The following is a 17447-nucleotide window of genomic DNA, read 5'->3' as shown; positions in this document are numbered from 1 at the left end:
GCTATCGGCTCTCGCAGGTGAGGGTGACCGGGGAGACGTGGAGGCCCGGGTCGATGCGATTGACCAGGTGCAGCACGATGCCGGCGGTGCCGACCATCAGGCTGTTGGTATGGGCGTAGCGGCTCCGGCTGTCGCTGATCTTCCGTCTGAAGACGTCGGGTTGGAGCCATCTGGCCTCGATCTCACCGACCTCGTCGCACAGCGTCGGGTCCACGGTCGACGCGAGCTTCGCCAGCACGTCGTGGTTGCCGAGGTCGCCGTGGCACCACGTCATGTTGCGGCCGAAGCCGTGGCGGATGAGGTTGCCGACGGCCACGTCGCGCATGGCCGGTACGACCTCGTCGTCCGACACGGAGGCGTACTCGGAGAGCGCCAGGGCGATACCGGTCGCGCCGTGGCACCAGCCGGTCGAGAACGACCACGGCGTGGCCACGTTGGAGAACCAGTTGCCTTCGCTCGTGTCGTAGAAGCCCTGAAGCCGGTCGACGAGCGACTTGAGAGCGGACTTGACCGGGCCGCGCTGCGCCTCCGGTACGCGCGGGCAGGCGCTGCTCAGCGCATGGATGAGGCCGCTGACGCCGTGTGCGAACCCGGACTGCGCCAGTACGGACTCCGGGGCCGGTACGGACTCCTGGCCCCGGCCACCGCCCGCGCCCACGCCCGCGCCCGCGCCACCGCCGAGCGCCCGTACGAGCGTGGCGGTGAGCGACGCGAGCGAGTCCTCGGCATGCGGCCCGCCGATCGCGGTGAGGCACGACATCACACCCGCGACGCCCCCGACGACGTCCACCGGCAGCTCTTCCGCGGGGATGCCGCGGACCTGGTCGAGCACCAGCGGCACCGCGCCCTGCGCGGCCCGCACCCAGTCGTCGTTCTCCAGCAGCCGGCCCGCCGACGCCAGGGCGAAGAGGATTCCGGCCATGCCCGTGAACCCGCCGAATCCGGCCTGCTGGATGCTGCGCGTCTCGTAGCGGTGACCGGCGAGGATCCCGGCCATGGTCGAGAAGATCTGCGCGGACACCTCGCGGTACTCGCGTTCGTCCAGGGCCCGTCCGGCCGCCGCCAGGGCCAGCGCCGGGCCGACCCGGCCCGTGTAGAGGTCGTATCCCAGCACCCCCGGCGGCCAGGGCCTGTTGGCCGAAGCGGAGGCGAGCGGGCCGATCCAGGTGCGGGGCAGGTGGGCGAACTTGTCCGGCAGCGACGTGGCCGCCAGATCGCCGGACAGCTCCCTGGCGAGCGCGATCAAGCCGTCGCGGGACTGTGCGGCGGAGCGCCGCGACGGCGTGGCGTCCGCACCGCCGACCCCACCCCTGTCCGTGCCGCTGCCCGCACCGCCGTCCGTGCCGCGGGAGCCGGGGACGCGGTCCGAACTGCCGGAGCTCGTCAGGTGGTTGTCGGGGAAGCGCGACGAGAAGGCCGAGTAGATCAGTCTCAGCTGCTCGCGGAGCGCGGCCTCCGACATGGCCGCGGTCTTCGCCAACGCCCGCTCCACGGGCGTCTCTTCGAACTCCGCGCCGACCGCGGCGCCGTCGCCGTCCGTCAGCGAGACCCCGCCCGCGGCCACGGTGAAGTAGGGGATGTCGCGCTCCGCGAGCTGGCGCACCTCGGACGCGACGATGTTCCGCGACGAGGTCTTGCTGGCGATCGCTATCCGCTTCAGCAGGGCCAGATACGGGGCGAAGTCGTCGAGGGCGCCCGCCGAGGAGGTCATCCGCAGCGTCTGCGCGTACAGGGCCGTCGGGTTGTGCACGTAGCGCACCCGCACCCCCGAGGCCGCCTCGCGCAGCAGCCTCTCCCATGTCCCGTGGTCGGCCGCCACCGCGCGGAAGACCCTGGAGAACCCGGCCGCCATGCGGGCGCCGAGCCCGTGAATCTCCTCCTCGGAGAGCGCGCTGACGACCGTGCGGCGCTCCTGTGCCTCCTGCGCACGTATCACCAGGCGGACGGAGTCGGTGTACGGGTTCTCGAAGAGGATGCTCTTGAACGGCGAGGCGCCGCGGCCCTGGTCGCCGAGGAAGCCGAGGTCCACGTGGCCGGCGTCCTCGCCCTTGCCGACCATGACGAGCGGCAGTATCCCGACGCCGTAGACGGACTGGCCGATGGTGTCGTAGGCGTTGCCGGGGGCCTCCGGAGTGGGGCCCGCGTGGACGCGCGCGGGGTGGAGGATCGTCTCCAGGTCGATGGGCACGGGACCGCGGCGGGTCGGCAGGATGTTCTCGAAGTGCATGTCGCGGGCGTTGAGGAGGTAGAAGACGGCGGCGAGTTCGCCGCTGGCGTCCATGAACTCCGCGGACATGTCCGAGACTTCCTCGGCCTCGATGTACTCGACGTATCCGTAGTGGTCGCGCTCCAGTACGGCCGCGGCGGCCAGCGAGGTGCCGAAGCGGGCGTTGAGCTCGCGGGCGACGGTCTCGTAGGCGGCCTCGCAGGAGACGTCGCGCGGCTTGTAGACCAGCTTCTTCCCGGATGCGAACTCGAGGACGGAGACGCTGCGGCCGTGGTTGTGCGCGTCCCCCTCGGAGAATCCGCACGAGACGATCCTGTCGTCGGCGCCGATGCCGAAGGCCGCCGAGACGGCCTCCCGGTCGGCGGTGAGCCGGCCGCACAACTCCTCGATCGCTTCCGTCTCATTGCGTACGAGAACGCGCGTGAGGTCCTGTAACACCGGGAACGAAAGTCCGCTCACGTCCTCGAAGGACGAGCGCCGCGACTGCTCGACGAAGTATTCATAGCGCTCCTGCGGGGTTTCGCCCCGCAGTGTCCCTTTCTCCCGCGCGTGGTTGACCGAGACGACCAGCGGCCTCGTGTACACCTCGCGCACCCGGCTCTCGGCGCGGTCGAGCACCTGCCTCAGCGCGGCGTCCCGGTCATGGAAGAGATTCCCGTGATCCGCGAGAGGGTCGTTGTCCGCGACAGCGGCGGCGACGTTTCTGATGATTCGCTGGAAGGGATAGCGCTCCGGGGCGGCGAGCCATTCCGCGACGGTACGGCGTGCTCCCTCGCCGGCGGCGCCGGAAACGGCCCGCGCGGGCACGACGACCTTTTTCAGGACTCCGGCCACCTGGTCGTCGAACTGCGCCAGCGGCGCGATTGTTTCTTCGACTTCGACGCTGTCGAACTCCGGATAGAACTCGGCTTGAGATATCACGGTGAAGCTGCTCCCACTTTTCGCGAGATGTCGTAGAAACGGGCCGGAGTCAAGGCCGCGGAATGGAGGCCCGGCTCGGGACGGGCCTCCACTCCGCTTGAGCACTGCTACATGACCGCCGCGAACGGCGAGGTCAGGTTCAGCACTGGCTGGTGCACTTCGTGGTGGGGCAGATCGCCGCGGTCGCCAGCGTGACGGTGGCGACGCACCACGGGCCGGTACCGCCGTAGGTGTCGGCGTCGCTCAGCTCGACGAGCTCGTCCTCGTCGTATCCACCGAGAATGTCCTCGCTCATGATGACCTCTTTTCTTGGTTTTCTCTTGGTTTTCTGTTGTTTTCGCTGCCGGGTTCGGTCAGTTGCAGTTGGGCTGGCACTCGACGGTCAGGGTGCACCAGCCGCCGGTGTTGGTCAGAGCGTCCGAGAGGGAGAAGGTGTTCGTGGTGCAGGCGCCGTATGCGACACCCTCGAAGTCCTGCTCGGCAATCTCTTCAACCAGCGAAACGTCGCCCTTGTACACGACTGATCTCCATTCTTCGAGTACGTGATCCGGATTGATTCGCCCATACTGAAGGATGGTTCCGACCGTGTTTTCAGATTTCCTGCGGGCCGTCCCCCAGCGGTGCGAGCAGAACAGTATGGGCTTCACCGTTCGGTCACAACGATTCATCACGCGTGAGCCACATCACATGACATACGTCAGTTGACACCGTCGCGGTACGGCGGAGGAAGCGGGCCATTCCGAATGTTATGCAGGGCGTGTGCAACGCCCGCCGGATCACTCAAGTCACCCTGCTTTACACGGCGTTCACACACCGCCGGCCTGGCGCTTTTCTTCGGGATCACTTCCGCCGCATTGCCGGAGCAGATCATTCCGAATGTTATTCAAGCCCTGCCTTCAGCATGGAGCGGAGCATTCCGCTCCGGAGGAACGGCGCGGATGGCGAGACGTTCCGCGGGACCGCAGCGCTCACTCCGTCTTCACCGCAGCCTCGTTTGCGGATTCGTTTACCGCCCATCCGGTCCTTTGCTCCCGTGATGGGCAATGTGCCGGAATGGTACGGGAGTTGCGGCCCGGGAAGGCCACGCGCCCTCGCCGCCCCGGGGAACCGTGATCACGCCGATGCCCCAGCGGCGGCCGCGCACGGGCACCGCTGAGGCATCGGCGGACATGAGGTGCCGGGCGCCGGAAATCAGACGCCGCCGGCCTCGGACCTCCCCCGTCAGGCACCGTCCCGCCTCGGACCTCCCCCATCAGGCGTCCCGGCTGCGCACCGCCGCATACCCCGCACCCACGGCCAGTACGGCCCATGCGGCGAGCACCGCCATGCCCGTCCACGGCGTGAGGATCGTGTCCCCTGCCGGCGGCTCCCTGCGCAGGATGAGCCCGCCGGCCAGGTCCGGCAGGAACTGGGCGGCCTTCTGCACTCCGGGAATGGAGTTGAGGATCGTCGAGATCATGAAGAACAGCGGCACCAGGATGCCCATGGTGAGCGCGGAGCTGCGCAGCACGCTCGCGAGACCCATGGAGAACGCGCAGATCAGCGTCATGTACAGCACTCCGCCGGTCAGCGCGCGCAGCACTCCCTCGTCGGTGAGGGAGACGGCCGCCTCGCCGCCCATGGTCAGCTGCGTGGCGAGGAAGCTCGCCGTCACCACGACGACGGACAGCGCCGCCGCCGTGCCGATGCCGGTCAGCATCTTCGCGGCGTAGAACACCCCGCGCCGCGGCACCGCGGTCAGCGAACTGCGGATCGTGCCGGTCGAGTACTCGCTGCTCACGCTCAGCACGCCGAACACGACGAGCGCGATCATGCCGAGCTTCAGTCCGCTGAAGCCCGACGCGACGGGGTCGAAGCGGGCCCGCGCAGGCGCGATCATGTCCGCGTACACGCCCTTCATGACGTACCCGAAGAGAAGGGCGACGGAGATGCTCATGACTGAGTAGAGGGCCAGGCTCCACACGGTGGAGCGCAGCGTGCGGATCTTGGTCCACTCGAAGGCCACCGCTGCTGTCGTGTCCGCCATGTTCAGCGCACCTCCTGAGTGGCGCGGTAGTCCACCGAGTCGGCGGTGAGCTGCATGAACGCCTCTTCCAGCGAGGCCGTGCGCGGGCTGATCTCGTAGACGGTCACCTGGTGCTGCGCCGCCAGCGACCCCACGGTCTCCAATGTGGTGCCGACCGCTTCGAGCACGCCGCCGGGCCCGTCGTCGGTGTGCACGCCCTGCTCGGCGAGCACGTCCCGCATGCGCTCCGGTTCGGGCGTGCGGATCAGGATGTACGAGCGGGAGTTACGGGCGATGAAGTCCTCGACGGAGGTGTCCGCGAGGAGCCGTCCCTGCCCGATCACGATCAAGTGCTCGGCGGTCAGGGCCATTTCGCTCATCAGGTGGCTGGAGACGAAGACCGTACGGCCCTCCGCGGCGAGCTTCTTCATCAGCTCGCGGATCCACAGGATGCCCTCCGGGTCGAGGCCGTTGACGGGTTCGTCGAACAGCAGCACCTCAGGGTCGCCGAGCAGGGCGGCCGCGACACCGAGGCGCTGCGCCATGCCCAGCGAGAAGCCGCCGGCCCGCTTCTTCGCGGTGTCGCCGAGCCCCACGGTCTTCAGCACCTCGCCGACCCGCCGGTCCGGGATGCGGTTGCTGCGGGCCAGGCCCAGCAGGTGCCCGTACGCGGTACGTCCGCCGTGCAGGGCCTTGGCCTCCAGCAGCACGCCGACCTTGGTAAGGGGCCGGGTCAGCTCCCGGTACGGCTTGCCGTCGATGAGGACGTGTCCGGCCGTCGGCTCGTCGAGTCCGACCACGGCGCGCATGGTCGTGGACTTGCCCGCCCCGTTCGGGCCGAGGAAGCCGGTCACCCGGCCCGGCTCCACCCGGAAGGAGAGCCCGTCGACCGCGACGGTCTCCCCGTAACGCTTCGTCAGATTCTGAACTTCGATCATTGCCCCGTTCCCCTGTTCCCCTTGGTCGGGCCTGCGACGGCACACACGTGTCCGGGGTCGTCCCCGGAGGCGGGCGTCGCGGCGTTGGAAAGTCGTCGGCGGCGCAGGAGGTCGCTCCCTGTCTCTCGCCGCCGGATCGGCGCGGGACATCCTTGCACGGCCGCACGGACCACGGGCCGGTTTCGCGGGAGCACCGGGACCGGCGGTGCCGCGGCGGCGCCCCGGTCGCCCCCTGCCGCGGCACCCGCACGGACCATACGGGCGGGCCCCGTAGGGCCTTCTGTGTCTTCATGTAGGCATGACGTCCGCCGCAGGTCACGGGCCCGGCGCCCAGAGCGCAACCGGGCAGGACGGGATGTGTGCCCATGAGTGAAAGCACGAAGGCCGCCCTGGCAGCGAGCGTCGCCGCCGGGTATCTCCTCGGCAGACGGCGCAAGACGAAGCTGGCGATGGCCCTGGCCGCGTATCTGGCGAGCAAGAGGCTCAAGACCGGGCCGCAGGAACTGCTCGCCATGGGGGCCGGCAGGCTCGGCAGTTCCCCGCAGGTCTCCCAGCTGATCGAGCAGTTGCGCGGCGAGGTGCTGGACGTGGGACGCCAGGCGCTCAAGGCGGCGGCGGACCGCAGGCTCAGCGGCTTCGCCGACTCGCTCGCCGACCGTACGAGATCCCTGAACGAACTGCTCGACGCGGCAGTGCAGGACGAGACCGAAGAAGGCACGGAGGACGAGGAAGGTGAGGAGGAGGCGGCGGGAGGCCGGGAGGAATCCGGGCGCGCCCGGTCCCGTACGGAGCAACGGCCCGCGAGACCCCGCAGACCGCGGCGCGGCGAGGCGGGCGGGACAGCCGGTGCCGGCGGGGAGCAGGCGGCCGTCGGGAGGACGGCCGGGAAGAGCGCCAAGAACGCGAGGAAGACCGCGAAGAAGAACTCGCAGAAGGCACCCGCGAGAAGGGCGCCCGCGAAGAAGGCGGCCGGGAGAAGCGCCGCTCGCAAACCGCCCGCCGAGCCGTCCCCTCGCCGGAGGTAGAAGGCCATGCCGGATACGAAGACCGAAGCGGGCAAGGGAAGTTCGGGTTCGCCGGACGGCTCCGGGCTCGACAGGGTCCGCGAGGAGCTGACCAAGTTCCTGCTCGCGAAGGCCAACAACCTCGTCAGCTCCGCGGGAAAGAAGACGGGTGAGTTCGCGAAGAAGGCCGCGTCGGGAGGGGACGGGGCCGGGGCCGGACTCGCCGATTCGGTCGGCGACGTGCTGAAGGGCGAGTCCCCGGCGAAGGCGCTCGGCGGCCAGGTGGCCAAGGGCGTGAAGGACAAGACCCTGGGGAAGGTCCAGGAGCTCTTCTCGGGCGGTGGGAAGGCCGGGGAGAAGAAGGTCACGAACATCGTCGAAGTGCTCGACGTGGGGCTGCCGTTGCGCAGGGTGTACGACCACTGGACGGAGTTCGAGGAGTTCAGCGGCTTCATGAAGGGCGTGGTCGAGGCGTCGCGTCCGGACGACGACGAGGACGACGGCGTCACCTCCGACTGGACGCTCAAGGTGGGCCCCTCCAAGCGCAGTTGGCAGGCGACCGTGCTGGAGCAGGTGCCCGACGAGCGCATCGTCTGGGAGACCAAGGGCGAGACGAAGACGCACGGCGCGGTCTCCTTCCACCGGCTCGCCCCGGACCTGACGCGGGTCGTGGTCGTCGTCGAGTACACGCCCGGCGGGTTCCTGGAGAAGACGGCCAACCTGTGGCGCGCGCAGGGCCGCAGGCTCCGCCTCGACCTGAAGCACTTCCAGCGTTACGTGACGCTGGGCGTACAGGAGGTGCCGGAGGGCTGGCGCGGCGAGATCCGCGAGGGGGAGCTCGTACGCAGCCACGAGGACGCGCTCGCCCAGGAGGAAGAGGAAGAAGAGGACGAGGAGGGCGGGCAGGAGGGCGGCGGCGCACACCGCGGCCGCGGGCGCGCCCGACGCGAGGACGAGGAAGGGGAGTTCGAAGACGAGGAAGAGTACGCGGACGAGGACGGCGGCGCAGGACGGTCCGAGGACGAGTACGGGGAGTACGAAGAGGAAGAGGACGAGGAGACCCGGTAGGCGGCGGCTGCGCCCCGGGACCCTCTGGCCCTCGACGCCCCCGCGGTGAGCGGTCGGCGGCGAGGCGAGGAGGGCCAGAGGACGGACGTCGGCCGTACGTCCACGCGGCGGCCCCGGGTGGGGGATCCCTGCTCGGCCAGGGCGGGTTCAGGGCCGCGCGAGCGTGGTCAGGATTCGACGGCCACGTCCGCGCCGGTGTCGGTCGTGTCGCTGATCTCGTAGACGGCGCTGAACTCGGAACTCGTGGCGCTGGTCGGGCAGCCGAAGCCGCCCTCCACCTTCACGGGGACCTCGGTGGCGTCGAAGGTCAGCTTCGACGGCGAGCCGTTGGTCCAGTCGCCCGTGGCGGTGGCCGCCTCGTCGGGCGCGGCGGTCACGGTGCACTCGGCGAGGCCGCTGGTCTTCAGCACGAAACCGCCCGACGGCATGGTGAGTCCAGCGGTGCTGGGATCGCCGTGCTGCATGGACACCTTCCAGTCGCCGCTGGTCGTCACGGTGGCGTCGACGCCCGGCAGGCTGGTCGTGCACGAGTCGTACGTCGGCGCACCGACCGCGGACTCGACGGGCCCTGCGTCGTCGTGGTTGCCGGGTGCCGCGGGGATCTTGCCGGAGGCCTCGGAGACGGTGCAGGTCACCGTCACCGATCCGGCGGTGAAGGTGGCGTCGCCGGAGAGCTTCGCGGCGTACTCGTCGCCGGCGGGCGTGACCGTCGTCGATCCGGCCGCCGCACCGCCGCCGGACGCGGGTGCGCCGGCAGCCGTACCGCCGGGCGCCGCACCGCCGCTCGCGCTCGCCGTCGCGGTACCGGCGAGCACGAGGGCGGCAGCGGCCGAGACTCCGGCCACGACTGCCCGTAAGACCAGCGGGCGAGGGGGACTTGTGCTCATCATGCTGCTCCTTCGCTGCATACGTGGGGGTGGTGCAGGGGATGCGATGGCACTCGTGCGCTCAGTCCTGCCCTCGCCCGCGCGGGGCGTCGCCGCGAGGCGGCGGGAAGGGGTCGTCGTCGACTCCGAAGGCCGCGGCGAGAGAGGAGTCGCCGGAGCCGGGCCGCGGCTCGGGCGCGGACGACGGCCTCGGTGCGGGCACCGCCGAGCCTGCCGCCGTGCCCGGATCGCCGGCCGCCCCCGCCGTACCGGACGTACGGGAGGAGACGGATGCCGGCGCCTCGGAGTGGAAGGCCACGGACTGCGCGGCCGTCTCCGCGAACACGGCGTCACCGGCGTTCCCGGCGCTCCCGTCCGCCTCCGTCTCACCCGGCGGCTGAGCGGGCAGCGGCCGCCACGCGAACATCAGCGCGCCGCCGACGACGCCCAGCAGCGTGCCGATCATGAACCCGCCGAGGTTCGACAGCACCAGCGCCGCCGAGGCCAGGATGACGGTGATGATGCCCGCGAGCCCGCGGTACTGGGGCGAGAACCACCCGCTGAACCCCAGCACGACCATGATCGCCGCGAGCACGACCGTGGGGACACCGGCCGTGCCCTGATGCAGCATCACCTTCATCGGCGCCAGCGGCAGCACACCGATCTCCACACCCGAGACGACGGTGAACAGGCCGCCCCAGAACGGCCGTCCGCGTCGCCAGCCGCGCCAGCGGCGCCAGATCAGAAGCATTCCTTGGTGCCCTTGTTCACTTTCATGCTCAGGTTGTTGAGCCTGAACTTGCCGGCGTTGGTGGCCCAAGCTGTCTGCTGGAGCTTCGTTATGTGGACGTCGTCGGCCTGCTGCCCGAAGAGGTCCTGGAGCCCGCGCCCGCCCTTGGGGCCCTTGTCGAGGGTGGAGGCGTCCCGGCCGATCTCGATCTTGTTGAAGGACGCGTTGCCGCCGAGCTGCGTCGCGTCGACGAACAGGTCGTCGGCCTGTACCGGCTTCTTGCCCGTACCCGCGGTGAGGTTGAGCGAGATGCTGCCGATGACGGGCAGGTCGGTGACGACCGACTGGCACAGGTCGTGCATCTCCGCCGTCTTGATGGCGGTGACCGCGACGGGGATCAGCTTGTCCCTGGCGTTGCGGTCCACGCTGCCGTACTGCGCGAAGCCGTCGCCGTCGAGGCTGGACGCCGACACCTTGAACTGCTGTCCCGATACGGCGAACGACGCTGCGAGCGCCCCGTTCGCCAGCGCGATCGCCAGTGCCGCGGTTACGGCGACGCCCGGAACGCACAGCACGGCGAATCTCCGCCAACTCGTGCGTCCCGTCAGCTTTCTGCCGTGCGCATCCTTCATGGTTGTCCCCTTGTGAGAGCGAATGGCGTGGTGACCGTGGTGTGGGGGATGTGAAGCACGTGCGTGGTGCGAGGGGGGATCGCACAGAAGGAGGCCCTACTGTGCGGAAGAGTTACCGGCGAGTCAGGTTATGGACACCGGACCTGCACGGCAAGGTTTCGCGCAGACAACTTTCCGCCGAACGCCCGCTCTTGGGCCCGGCGCACCGATTCGGCACCGGCCGCCGACCGGGCTCGCGCACACCACGGCACCTCTGAACAGGCCTGCACGAGCTGGGGTTACCGCAAGTAGCGAAAGCGGTTCCCCGGGCCGCGCGCTGAAGAAGAGCCCCGGACGGCACCGCGGGCGCGGTCAGAGCGGTGCGAGGCCCCGCGCGCAGTGGCCGAAAACGGCCCCAACGCGGGCGAGTTGAGTCGGTGACTTCGGTGAACGGGCCGCCGGGGACCGCGCAGCGCACGGCCCCGCGCGGAAGGGGATGGAGCGCACGTAGGACTTCTTGCCGCCGATTCAGCGCCCGACGTACGATGAATGCGCTTTCAATCCAGCGGCCTCCACGGCCTGAGCAAGGCAGGAGAGCATGGTCGCGTGAATGCTCCCACCGTGTATGACGTCGCCGGACAAGCAGGCGTCTCGATCGCGACGGTCTCGCGAGTCTATCGGGCACCCGACTCGGTGCGCGCCGGTACGCGGGAGAGGGTCCTGGAGGCCGCCCGCGAGCTGGGCTATGTGCCCAGCGGCAACGCAAGGGGCCTGGCCAGCCGCAACACCCGCGTGCTGGGCCTGTGCTTCCCCGACTACGCCGACCCCGACGCCGAGGACCCGGACTCCGACTACGGCGACGACGCGGAGTTGATGCTCTACTCCGACGAGATAATCCGCGGCATGGAGCGCGCGGCCCGCCGCCACGGCTACGCCCTGCTTATCGCGGCGTCCCTCGCCGAGGGCCCCCGGAGCCTGGTCGCCGACGTCGCCGGGCGCGTGGACGGCTTCGCCGTGCTCGCCCGCACGGTGCCGACCGAGGAACTCGAGGTCATCTCGCGGCGGCTGCCGGTGGTGATGCTCGCGGGCCCGCGCGAGGACGCACCCCTCGACCATCTCGATCACGTGGAAGTGGCCAACTTCGACGGCGAACTCGCCCTCACCAGGCACCTCATCGCCGATCACGGCCTGGTGCGGCTGGCCTTCGCGGGGAGCGCGGAGGACTCCCCGGACGGCGAGGCCCGCTTCCGCGGCTTCCAGGCGGCGCATCTGGAGGCGGGGCTGCCGGTCCCCGAGCGTCCCGATGTGCTCTCCGGTCTGACGCAGGCGGAGGGCGAGCGCGCGGTGGCGCATCTGCTGGACCGGGGCGGGGAGACGCCCGAGGCCGTGGCCTTCGCCAACGACCAGATGGCGGTCGGCGCGCTCTCGGAGCTGCGCCGCCGCGGGGTGCGCGTCCCGGAGGACCTCGCGGTGGTGGGCTTCGACGGGATTCCCCTCGGGCGCCTGGTGACGCCGGCGCTCACGACCGTACGGCAGCCGATGCGGAAGATCGGCGAGACGGCGGTGGAACTGCTGGTGGCGAGGCTGGGGGACCGTGCCCGGGAACCGGTCTCGCAGGTGCTGCCGGTGTCGTTGATCCGGCGGGCCAGCTGCGGGTGCGGCACGGACGGCGGCTCCGCCGGGGGCACTTCGGGCGGCGCTTCCCGCGGTCCTTCCGTTACACAGTCGTAATCTTCCCGACTCTTGCACGCCCGGACCGTCGCTCACAGAGTATGTATGCGCTTACAGCCTGCGCGCTGACAACCTGCCTTACGGACCGGTCCTCCCGCGGACCCGGTCACCGAAGCCGCCGGCCCCCGGCCGGCGCACGCGTCTCCCGGTTCGACGCTCCGCACACGAGGAGGAGCCCCTCCATGCAGCCCATGACACGCATCGCCGCCGCCACCGCGGCAACGACCGCCCTCGCGCTGCTGCTCTCCGGCTGCGGCAGCGGCGGCACCGAGCAGACCTCGGCCAAGGACAAGCAGACCCTCACCGTCTGGGGCATGGGCGAGGAGGGGAAGCATCTGGCCAAGCTGGGCGAGGAGTTCAACAAGTCGCACCCCAACATCACCGTGAAGGTCACCCCGGTCGGCTGGGACGTCGTACACCAGAAGCTGGTCTCGGCCGTCGCGGCGGGCGAGCTGCCCGACATGGCCCAGATGGGCAGCACGATGCTGGGCGAGTTCATCGAGCTCGACGCGCTGGAGCCGGTGGACACCAAGACGTTCAAGAAGGACGACTTCTTCCCCGCGGCCTGGAACGGCGGCGTGAAGAACGGCAAGGCCTACGGCGTCCCCTGGTACGTCGACACCCGCGCCCTCTACTACCGCACGGACCTCGCCGGCAAGGCCGGAGTCAAGTCCGCACCGGCCACGTGGAAGGACCAGCGCGACCTCGCCAAGGCCTACCAGGACAAGGCCGGCACCAAGTGGGGCACGTACAACCAGCCCGCCAACACCGGCGCCTGGCAGACCTGGCTGCCCTTCCTCTACTCCGCGGGCGGCGAACTGCTCGACAAGTCCGGCAAGCCCGCCCTCGACTCCCCCGAGTCCGTGACGGCGCTGAAGGAGTACGCGGGCTACTTCGACGACGGACTCTCCCGCAAGAGCTCGCCGCCCGACTACGACGTCGTCAAGGACTTCGGCTCCGGCGACGCCCCGATGTTCATCTCCGGTCCCTGGATCGTGCAGAACATCCAGGACCAGCAGCCGCAGCTGAAGGGCAAGTACGCCACCGCCCCGCTGCCCGCCGGAAAGTCGTCCACCTCCTGGGTCGGCGGCGCCAGCCTCGTGACCTTCAAGGACAGCGGGCACAAGGCCGCCGCGAAGGAGTTCACGAAGTACCTCACCGGTGCCGGGCAGCAGGCCCACTGGTACGAGATCGCCAAGTCGCTGCCCGCCAACCAGGCCGCCTGGGACGAGCCCGCGCTGAAGAACGCGCCCGAGCAGCTGGACGCCTTCGAGGAGCAGCTCAAGACCGCGAAGACCGTGCCGCCGCTCGCCAAGTGGGAGGAGCTCGCCGCCAAGATCGACGAAGGCGTGGCGCGGGTCTCCCAGAAGGGCGAGTCCCCCGAGAAGACCGCCGCCTGGATACAGAAGGCCGCCGAGGGCCTGGTGGGCTGAGCACATGGCGACGACGACCCCATCCCGGCGGGGGGTCCCGGACCGTGCCGCGAAGGCGCGGTCCGGGGCCGGGGCCGGTGCCCGTACCGGAGCACGGGCCCGGGGCCTCGCCAGGGCGGGCCGCGGCCGGGGCGGCGCGGGTCCTCGCAAGGACCGGCTCAGCGTGCAGAACCTCCCGGGATGGATGTTCTCGACGCCCTTCCTGGCGCTGTTCCTGACGTTCATGGCGGTGCCGATCGTCGCGACGTTCGTGATGAGCTTCACCGACTTCGGGCTGCCGAACGTCGCGGACCCCTTCTCCGCCGAGTTCACCGGCCTCCAGAACTACACCCGGCTCTTCGGGGACGAGCGCTTCCTGACCGCGCTGTTCAACACCTTCTACTTCGTCGTCGTGGGCGTGCCGCTCACGGTCGGCGCCGGGCTGTTCGCCGCGGTGCTGCTCAACCGGGGCGTAGGGCGGCTGCGGACGTTCTTCCGCGTGGGCTTCTACGCGCCGGTCGTGACCAGCATCGTCGCCGTGGCCGTGGTATGGCGCTTCGTACTGGATCCGGCGGACGGCCTGATCTCCGGTCTCGCCGCCGAAGTGGGCCTGCATTCGCCGGACTTCCTCGGCTCCAAGCTCCTCGCGATGCCGTCGCTGATCGTGATGGCCGTGTGGCGCAACCTGGGCACGGCGATGGTCCTCTTCCTCGCCGGTCTCCAGGGCATCCCCACCGAGGTGCGGGAGGCGGCGCGGCTGGACGGCGCCTCCGTGTGGCAGGAGTTCCGCCGGATCACCGTCCCGCTGCTGCGGCCGACGATGCTCTACGTCAGCGTCATGACGACCATCGGCTTCCTGAACGTCTTCGAGGAGCCGTTCGTGATGACCGAGGGCGGCCCGGACAACGCCACGCTGACCGTCTCGCTCGACATGTACGAGCAGGGCTTCAAGTTCTTCCACATGGGCTACGCGAGCGCGATGGCGTACGTGCTGTTCACGGTCATCCTCGCGGTCACCCTGCTCCAGCTCCGCCTGCTGAAGGACAAGACCCGATGACCGCGCACCCGACCGCGCCGACGCCCGCGGCCCCCTCCTCGGGCAAGCCCCCGCACAAGTCCTCGCGCAGGTCCGCGCCCACGCCCTCGTCCGCCGGTGCCCGGCCCGCCCGCCGCGGACTGCTGCTGGGTGCGCTGTGGGCGGGGATGATCGTGATGGTCGCGCCCTTCCTGTGGATGGCGCTGTCCGCCTTCAAGTCGGAGAAGGACCTCGGCGCCACCCCGACGGTGTGGATACCCGAGGAGTGGACGCTGGTCCACTTCGAGAAGCTGATCAGACTGCTCGACGTCGGCGCCCACTTCTTCAACTCGACGCTCGTCGCCGTCGTCGTCACGGCCTGCAATCTGGTCTTCTGCTCGATGCTCGGCTACGCCCTCGCCAAGCTGAACTTCGCAGGAAAGCGGCCGGTGTTCGCGCTGGTGATGTGCGCGCTGATGGTGCCGGGCAACCTGATGCTGATGCCGATGTTCGTGATGGTCAGCAAGATGGGCCTGATCGACTCGTACGCGGCGCTCATCCTGCCGTTCGCGGCCGGGGCGTTCGGCGTCTTCCTGATGCGGCAGTTCATGACGGCCATACCGGACGAGCTGCTGGAGGCGGCCCGCATCGACGGCGCCGGCGAGTGGTTCATCTTCTGGCGGATCGCGATGCCGCTGGTCAAGCCCGCTCTCGCCACGCTCGCGATCTTCACCTTCCTCCAGTCCTGGAACAACTTCCTCTGGCCGCTGGTGGCCACCAACGACCCGGAGAAGTACACGCTCCCGGTGGCGCTCGCCACCTTCGCCATCGACCCGACGAAGACCAACGGCTCCAACGGGGTGCTGATGGCGGGAGCGTTCCTCGTCGTGCTGCCCGTGCTGCTGGTCTTCATCCTGCTCCAGCGCTACTTCACCCAGGGCATCGCCACCGCGGGCCTCAAGTAGGCCCGTACGAACCGCGGACCGGACCACAGCAGCCCCGTACCAGCCGTGTATGCGCATCCATCGAGAGGTGACCCCCGCCATGACCGAGAAGAACGCCGCTCGCCTCGACTGGGAGCAGCGCATCGGCCTCCCCAGCGACGAGCCCCTGACCGGCACCGCCGGTCTGCCCGCCCCCACGGGGCTGCGCTCCGAGGACGGCACCGGCCATGTGCTGCTCGACTGGCGGCCGGTGGAGGGCGCGTTGGGGTATCTCGTGCACCGCGCCGACACCGTGGACGGCCCGTACGAACCGCTCGACCACCAGGGCGGCGACGTGCTCGCCGTGCCCGCGCCCCCGTACGCGGACTCGCTCGTCGAGCCGGGCCAGGGCTACTGGTACAAGGTCGCCACCTGGACGGACGCCGGGGCGGGCGCGCTCACTTCGGAACCTGTGCGCGGCTGCCCCAGGGCACCCGGCACGCGGCCGCCCACCGTCACGGTCTCGGTCGACGCCGCCGCGGCGCCGGTTCCGCTGCCGCCCGTGTGGAACCGGATGATCGGCGCCGAGCATCTGTCGATGCTGGTGTGGGACGAGCCGGGGCCGGGCGGCGCGGACGTGGCGGCGGAGTACGCCGAAGCGCTCGGCATCGTCCGCGACGAGCTGGGCGTGCGCACCGTACGGGCACACGGCACCTTCCTGCCCGAGTGCGTGAGCGTGGGCGACGACGGCTCCTTCGACTTCTCCGGGCTCGACGAGGTCTACGACCGCTTCCTCGCCACCGGTCTCAAGCCGGTGGTCGAACTCTCCTTCATGCCCGAGGAGTTGGCGGCCGAGCCCGACTACACCATCTTCGAGTACAAGGGCATCGCCTCCGTACCGCGCAGCTGGGAGCGGTGGGGCGAGCTGTGCCGCGCGCTGACGGCGCACCTGCGGGAGCGCTACGGCGCGGACGAGGTGGCGACCTGGGAGTTCGAGGTCTGGAACGAGGCCAACCTGGAGGTCTTCTGGAACGGCACCCAGGCCCAGTACCACCTGCTCTACGAGACCGCCGTGCGCGCCGTGAAGAGCGTCGACCCGCGCATCAGGGTCGGCGGCCCGGGCTCGGCGGCGGCCAAGTGGGTCGGCCCGCTGCTGGAGCACTGCCGCGAGAACGACGTGCCGGTCGACTTCGTCTCCACGCACACCTACGGCAACGCGCCGCTGGACTTCCGCCCCGAGACCCGCTCCTTCGCCGAGGCCACGGGCAGGCCCGAGCCGGAGATCCTGTGGACGGAGTGGGGCGTGACCCCCACCCACTTCCACCGCGTCAGCGACTCCGTCTTCTCCGCGCCGTTCGTGCTGCGCGGCATGAAGAGCGCGCTGGCCTCGACCGACGCACTCGCGTACTGGGTGGCGACCGACCACTTCGAGGAACTGGGCCGTCCGCCGCGGCTGTTCCACGGCGGCTTCGGGCTGCTGACCGTCGGCAATCTGCGCAAGCCGCGCTTCTGGGCACTGCGCATGCTCACTCAGCTGGAGGGCGGACGCGTCCCGGCGGCGGTGACCGGCGACGGCGCCGAGGCGCTGGTGGAGTCGCTCGCCACGCGCACGGACGGCGCCGGGAGCGTCGACGTCCTGTGCTGGAACGGCACCCTCGACCAGACGAAGACCGACGGCGCGCCCTCGCTGGACCGCGAGGCCCGAGTGGAGGTCAACGGCCTCGCGCCGGGCGCGGATTACTCGGTCACGCTGCGCCGCGTGGACGAGACGCACTCCAACATCAAGGCCGTCTGGGACGCCATGGACGGCGGCCACAGCGACTGGCCGAACGACCGTCAGTGGGCCGGACTCCGCGCCGCCGACGAGCTGTCCGAGGAGCACGCCGGCACCGTCACCGCCGACGCCGGCGGCACGCTCACCCTCACCGTCGAACTGCCCATGCCCGGCATCCGCGCGCTGCGCCTCACCCGGACCCGGCACACCTCGTGACGAAGG

15 protein-coding genes are annotated in these 17447 nt (G+C 70.1%); 7 read left to right on the top strand and 8 right to left on the bottom strand.

What is annotated here, in order from left to right:
* Window position 1 precedes the first annotated feature (1 nt).
* The 5 genes from HCC61_RS01470 to HCC61_RS01450 all read right to left on the bottom strand — a co-directional run bounded on the left by HCC61_RS01470 (window position 2) and on the right by HCC61_RS01450 (window position 6091).
* Window positions 2-3148: a type 2 lanthipeptide synthetase LanM family protein gene (locus HCC61_RS01470; protein ID WP_169133362.1), complete on the bottom strand. Its 3147-nt coding sequence runs from the start codon at window positions 3146-3148 to the stop codon at window positions 2-4.
* A gap of 139 nt (window positions 3149-3287) precedes the next feature.
* Window positions 3288-3443 carry a class II lanthipeptide, LchA2/BrtA2 family gene (locus tag HCC61_RS01465; protein WP_169133361.1) on the bottom strand — a complete coding sequence of 52 codons (156 nt, stop codon included), beginning with the start codon at window positions 3441-3443 and terminating at the stop codon, window positions 3288-3290.
* Between the two features lie 58 nt (window positions 3444-3501).
* Window positions 3502-3666, bottom strand: coding sequence for a plantaricin C family lantibiotic (locus tag HCC61_RS30395; protein ID WP_241058427.1), 165 nt, complete (start codon window positions 3664-3666; stop codon window positions 3502-3504).
* A gap of 734 nt (window positions 3667-4400) precedes the next feature.
* Window positions 4401-5174 (bottom strand): ABC transporter permease subunit, encoded by a 774-nt coding sequence (locus HCC61_RS01455; RefSeq protein WP_169133359.1) that lies wholly within the window; start codon window positions 5172-5174, stop codon window positions 4401-4403.
* 2 nt (window positions 5175-5176) lie between these two features.
* Window positions 5177-6091: an ATP-binding cassette domain-containing protein gene (locus HCC61_RS01450; protein WP_169133358.1), complete on the bottom strand. Its 915-nt coding sequence runs from the start codon at window positions 6089-6091 to the stop codon at window positions 5177-5179.
* A 365-nt stretch (window positions 6092-6456) separates the two neighbouring features.
* On the opposite strand from HCC61_RS01450, the gene HCC61_RS01445 reads away from it, so the two are divergent.
* A complete protein-coding gene (locus HCC61_RS01445) occupies window positions 6457-7116 on the top strand; it encodes a hypothetical protein (RefSeq protein WP_169133357.1) in 660 nt (219 codons plus the stop codon).
* Window positions 7117-7122: 6 nt separating this feature from the next.
* Complete coding sequence (locus tag HCC61_RS01440; RefSeq protein ID WP_169133356.1) at window positions 7123-8163, top strand: SRPBCC family protein; 1041 nt, start codon at window positions 7123-7125, stop codon at window positions 8161-8163.
* 167 nt (window positions 8164-8330) lie between these two features.
* Here HCC61_RS01440 and HCC61_RS01435 read toward each other — a convergent pair whose 3' ends face one another.
* The 3 genes from HCC61_RS01435 to HCC61_RS01425 form a co-directional block, all read right to left on the bottom strand.
* Window positions 8331-9050 carry a hypothetical protein gene (locus HCC61_RS01435; RefSeq protein ID WP_169133355.1) on the bottom strand — a complete coding sequence of 240 codons (720 nt, stop codon included), beginning with the start codon at window positions 9048-9050 and terminating at the stop codon, window positions 8331-8333.
* Between the two features lie 61 nt (window positions 9051-9111).
* Entirely contained in the window at window positions 9112-9780 is a 669-nt protein-coding gene (locus HCC61_RS30020) for a DUF6114 domain-containing protein (protein WP_206321926.1), read from the bottom strand.
* A complete protein-coding gene (locus HCC61_RS01425; RefSeq protein ID WP_169133354.1) occupies window positions 9771-10391 on the bottom strand; it encodes a DUF6230 family protein in 621 nt (206 codons plus the stop codon). Before HCC61_RS01425 ends, HCC61_RS30020 begins: the two co-directional genes overlap by 10 nt.
* A gap of 585 nt (window positions 10392-10976) precedes the next feature.
* Between HCC61_RS01425 and HCC61_RS01420 the strand changes: the two genes are divergently transcribed.
* The 5 genes from HCC61_RS01420 to HCC61_RS01400 all read left to right on the top strand — a co-directional run bounded on the left by HCC61_RS01420 (window position 10977) and on the right by HCC61_RS01400 (window position 17441).
* Window positions 10977-12101, top strand: a complete 1125-nt coding sequence (locus HCC61_RS01420) for a LacI family DNA-binding transcriptional regulator (RefSeq protein ID WP_346776968.1) — start codon at window positions 10977-10979, stop codon at window positions 12099-12101.
* Window positions 12102-12283: 182 nt separating this feature from the next.
* The gene (locus tag HCC61_RS01415; RefSeq protein WP_169133352.1) at window positions 12284-13534 is read left to right on the top strand and encodes a sugar ABC transporter substrate-binding protein; all 1251 of its coding nucleotides are present in this window, start codon (window positions 12284-12286) and stop codon (window positions 13532-13534) included.
* A gap of 4 nt (window positions 13535-13538) precedes the next feature.
* Complete coding sequence (locus HCC61_RS01410) at window positions 13539-14570, top strand: sugar ABC transporter permease (RefSeq protein WP_169133351.1); 1032 nt, start codon at window positions 13539-13541, stop codon at window positions 14568-14570.
* A gap of 146 nt (window positions 14571-14716) precedes the next feature.
* On the top strand, window positions 14717-15493 hold the full coding sequence (locus HCC61_RS01405; protein ID WP_240968399.1) for a carbohydrate ABC transporter permease: 777 nt from the start codon (window positions 14717-14719) through the stop codon (window positions 15491-15493).
* Between the two features lie 79 nt (window positions 15494-15572).
* Window positions 15573-17441, top strand: coding sequence for a glycoside hydrolase (locus HCC61_RS01400; RefSeq protein ID WP_240968344.1), 1869 nt, complete (start codon window positions 15573-15575; stop codon window positions 17439-17441).
* Window positions 17442-17447: the final 6 nt, after the last annotated feature.

The sequence above is a fragment of the Streptomyces sp. HNM0575 genome (assembly GCF_012726265.1).
Classification (GTDB): domain Bacteria; phylum Actinomycetota; class Actinomycetes; order Streptomycetales; family Streptomycetaceae; genus Streptomyces.
This window is presented reverse-complemented; position numbering and strand designations above follow the sequence as displayed.

Coding starts and splice junctions, on each gene's coding strand:
- HCC61_RS01465 (WP_169133361.1), bottom strand. CDS start 3,443: ATGAGCGAGGACATTCTCGGTGGATACGACGAGGACGAGCTCGTCGAG.
- HCC61_RS01455 (WP_169133359.1), bottom strand. CDS start 5,174: ATGGCGGACACGACAGCAGCGGTGGCCTTCGAGTGGACCAAGATCCGC.
- HCC61_RS01450 (WP_169133358.1), bottom strand. CDS start 6,091: ATGATCGAAGTTCAGAATCTGACGAAGCGTTACGGGGAGACCGTCGCG.
- HCC61_RS01445 (WP_169133357.1), top strand. CDS start 6,457: ATGAGTGAAAGCACGAAGGCCGCCCTGGCAGCGAGCGTCGCCGCCGGG.
- HCC61_RS01440 (WP_169133356.1), top strand. CDS start 7,123: ATGCCGGATACGAAGACCGAAGCGGGCAAGGGAAGTTCGGGTTCGCCG.
- HCC61_RS01435 (WP_169133355.1), bottom strand. CDS start 9,050: ATGAGCACAAGTCCCCCTCGCCCGCTGGTCTTACGGGCAGTCGTGGCC.
- HCC61_RS30020 (WP_206321926.1), bottom strand. CDS start 9,780: ATGCTTCTGATCTGGCGCCGCTGGCGCGGCTGGCGACGCGGACGGCCG.
- HCC61_RS01425 (WP_169133354.1), bottom strand. CDS start 10,391: ATGAAGGATGCGCACGGCAGAAAGCTGACGGGACGCACGAGTTGGCGG.
- HCC61_RS01415 (WP_169133352.1), top strand. CDS start 12,284: ATGCAGCCCATGACACGCATCGCCGCCGCCACCGCGGCAACGACCGCC.
- HCC61_RS01410 (WP_169133351.1), top strand. CDS start 13,539: ATGGCGACGACGACCCCATCCCGGCGGGGGGTCCCGGACCGTGCCGCG.
- HCC61_RS01405 (WP_240968399.1), top strand. CDS start 14,717: ATGATCGTGATGGTCGCGCCCTTCCTGTGGATGGCGCTGTCCGCCTTC.
- HCC61_RS01400 (WP_240968344.1), top strand. CDS start 15,573: ATGACCGAGAAGAACGCCGCTCGCCTCGACTGGGAGCAGCGCATCGGC.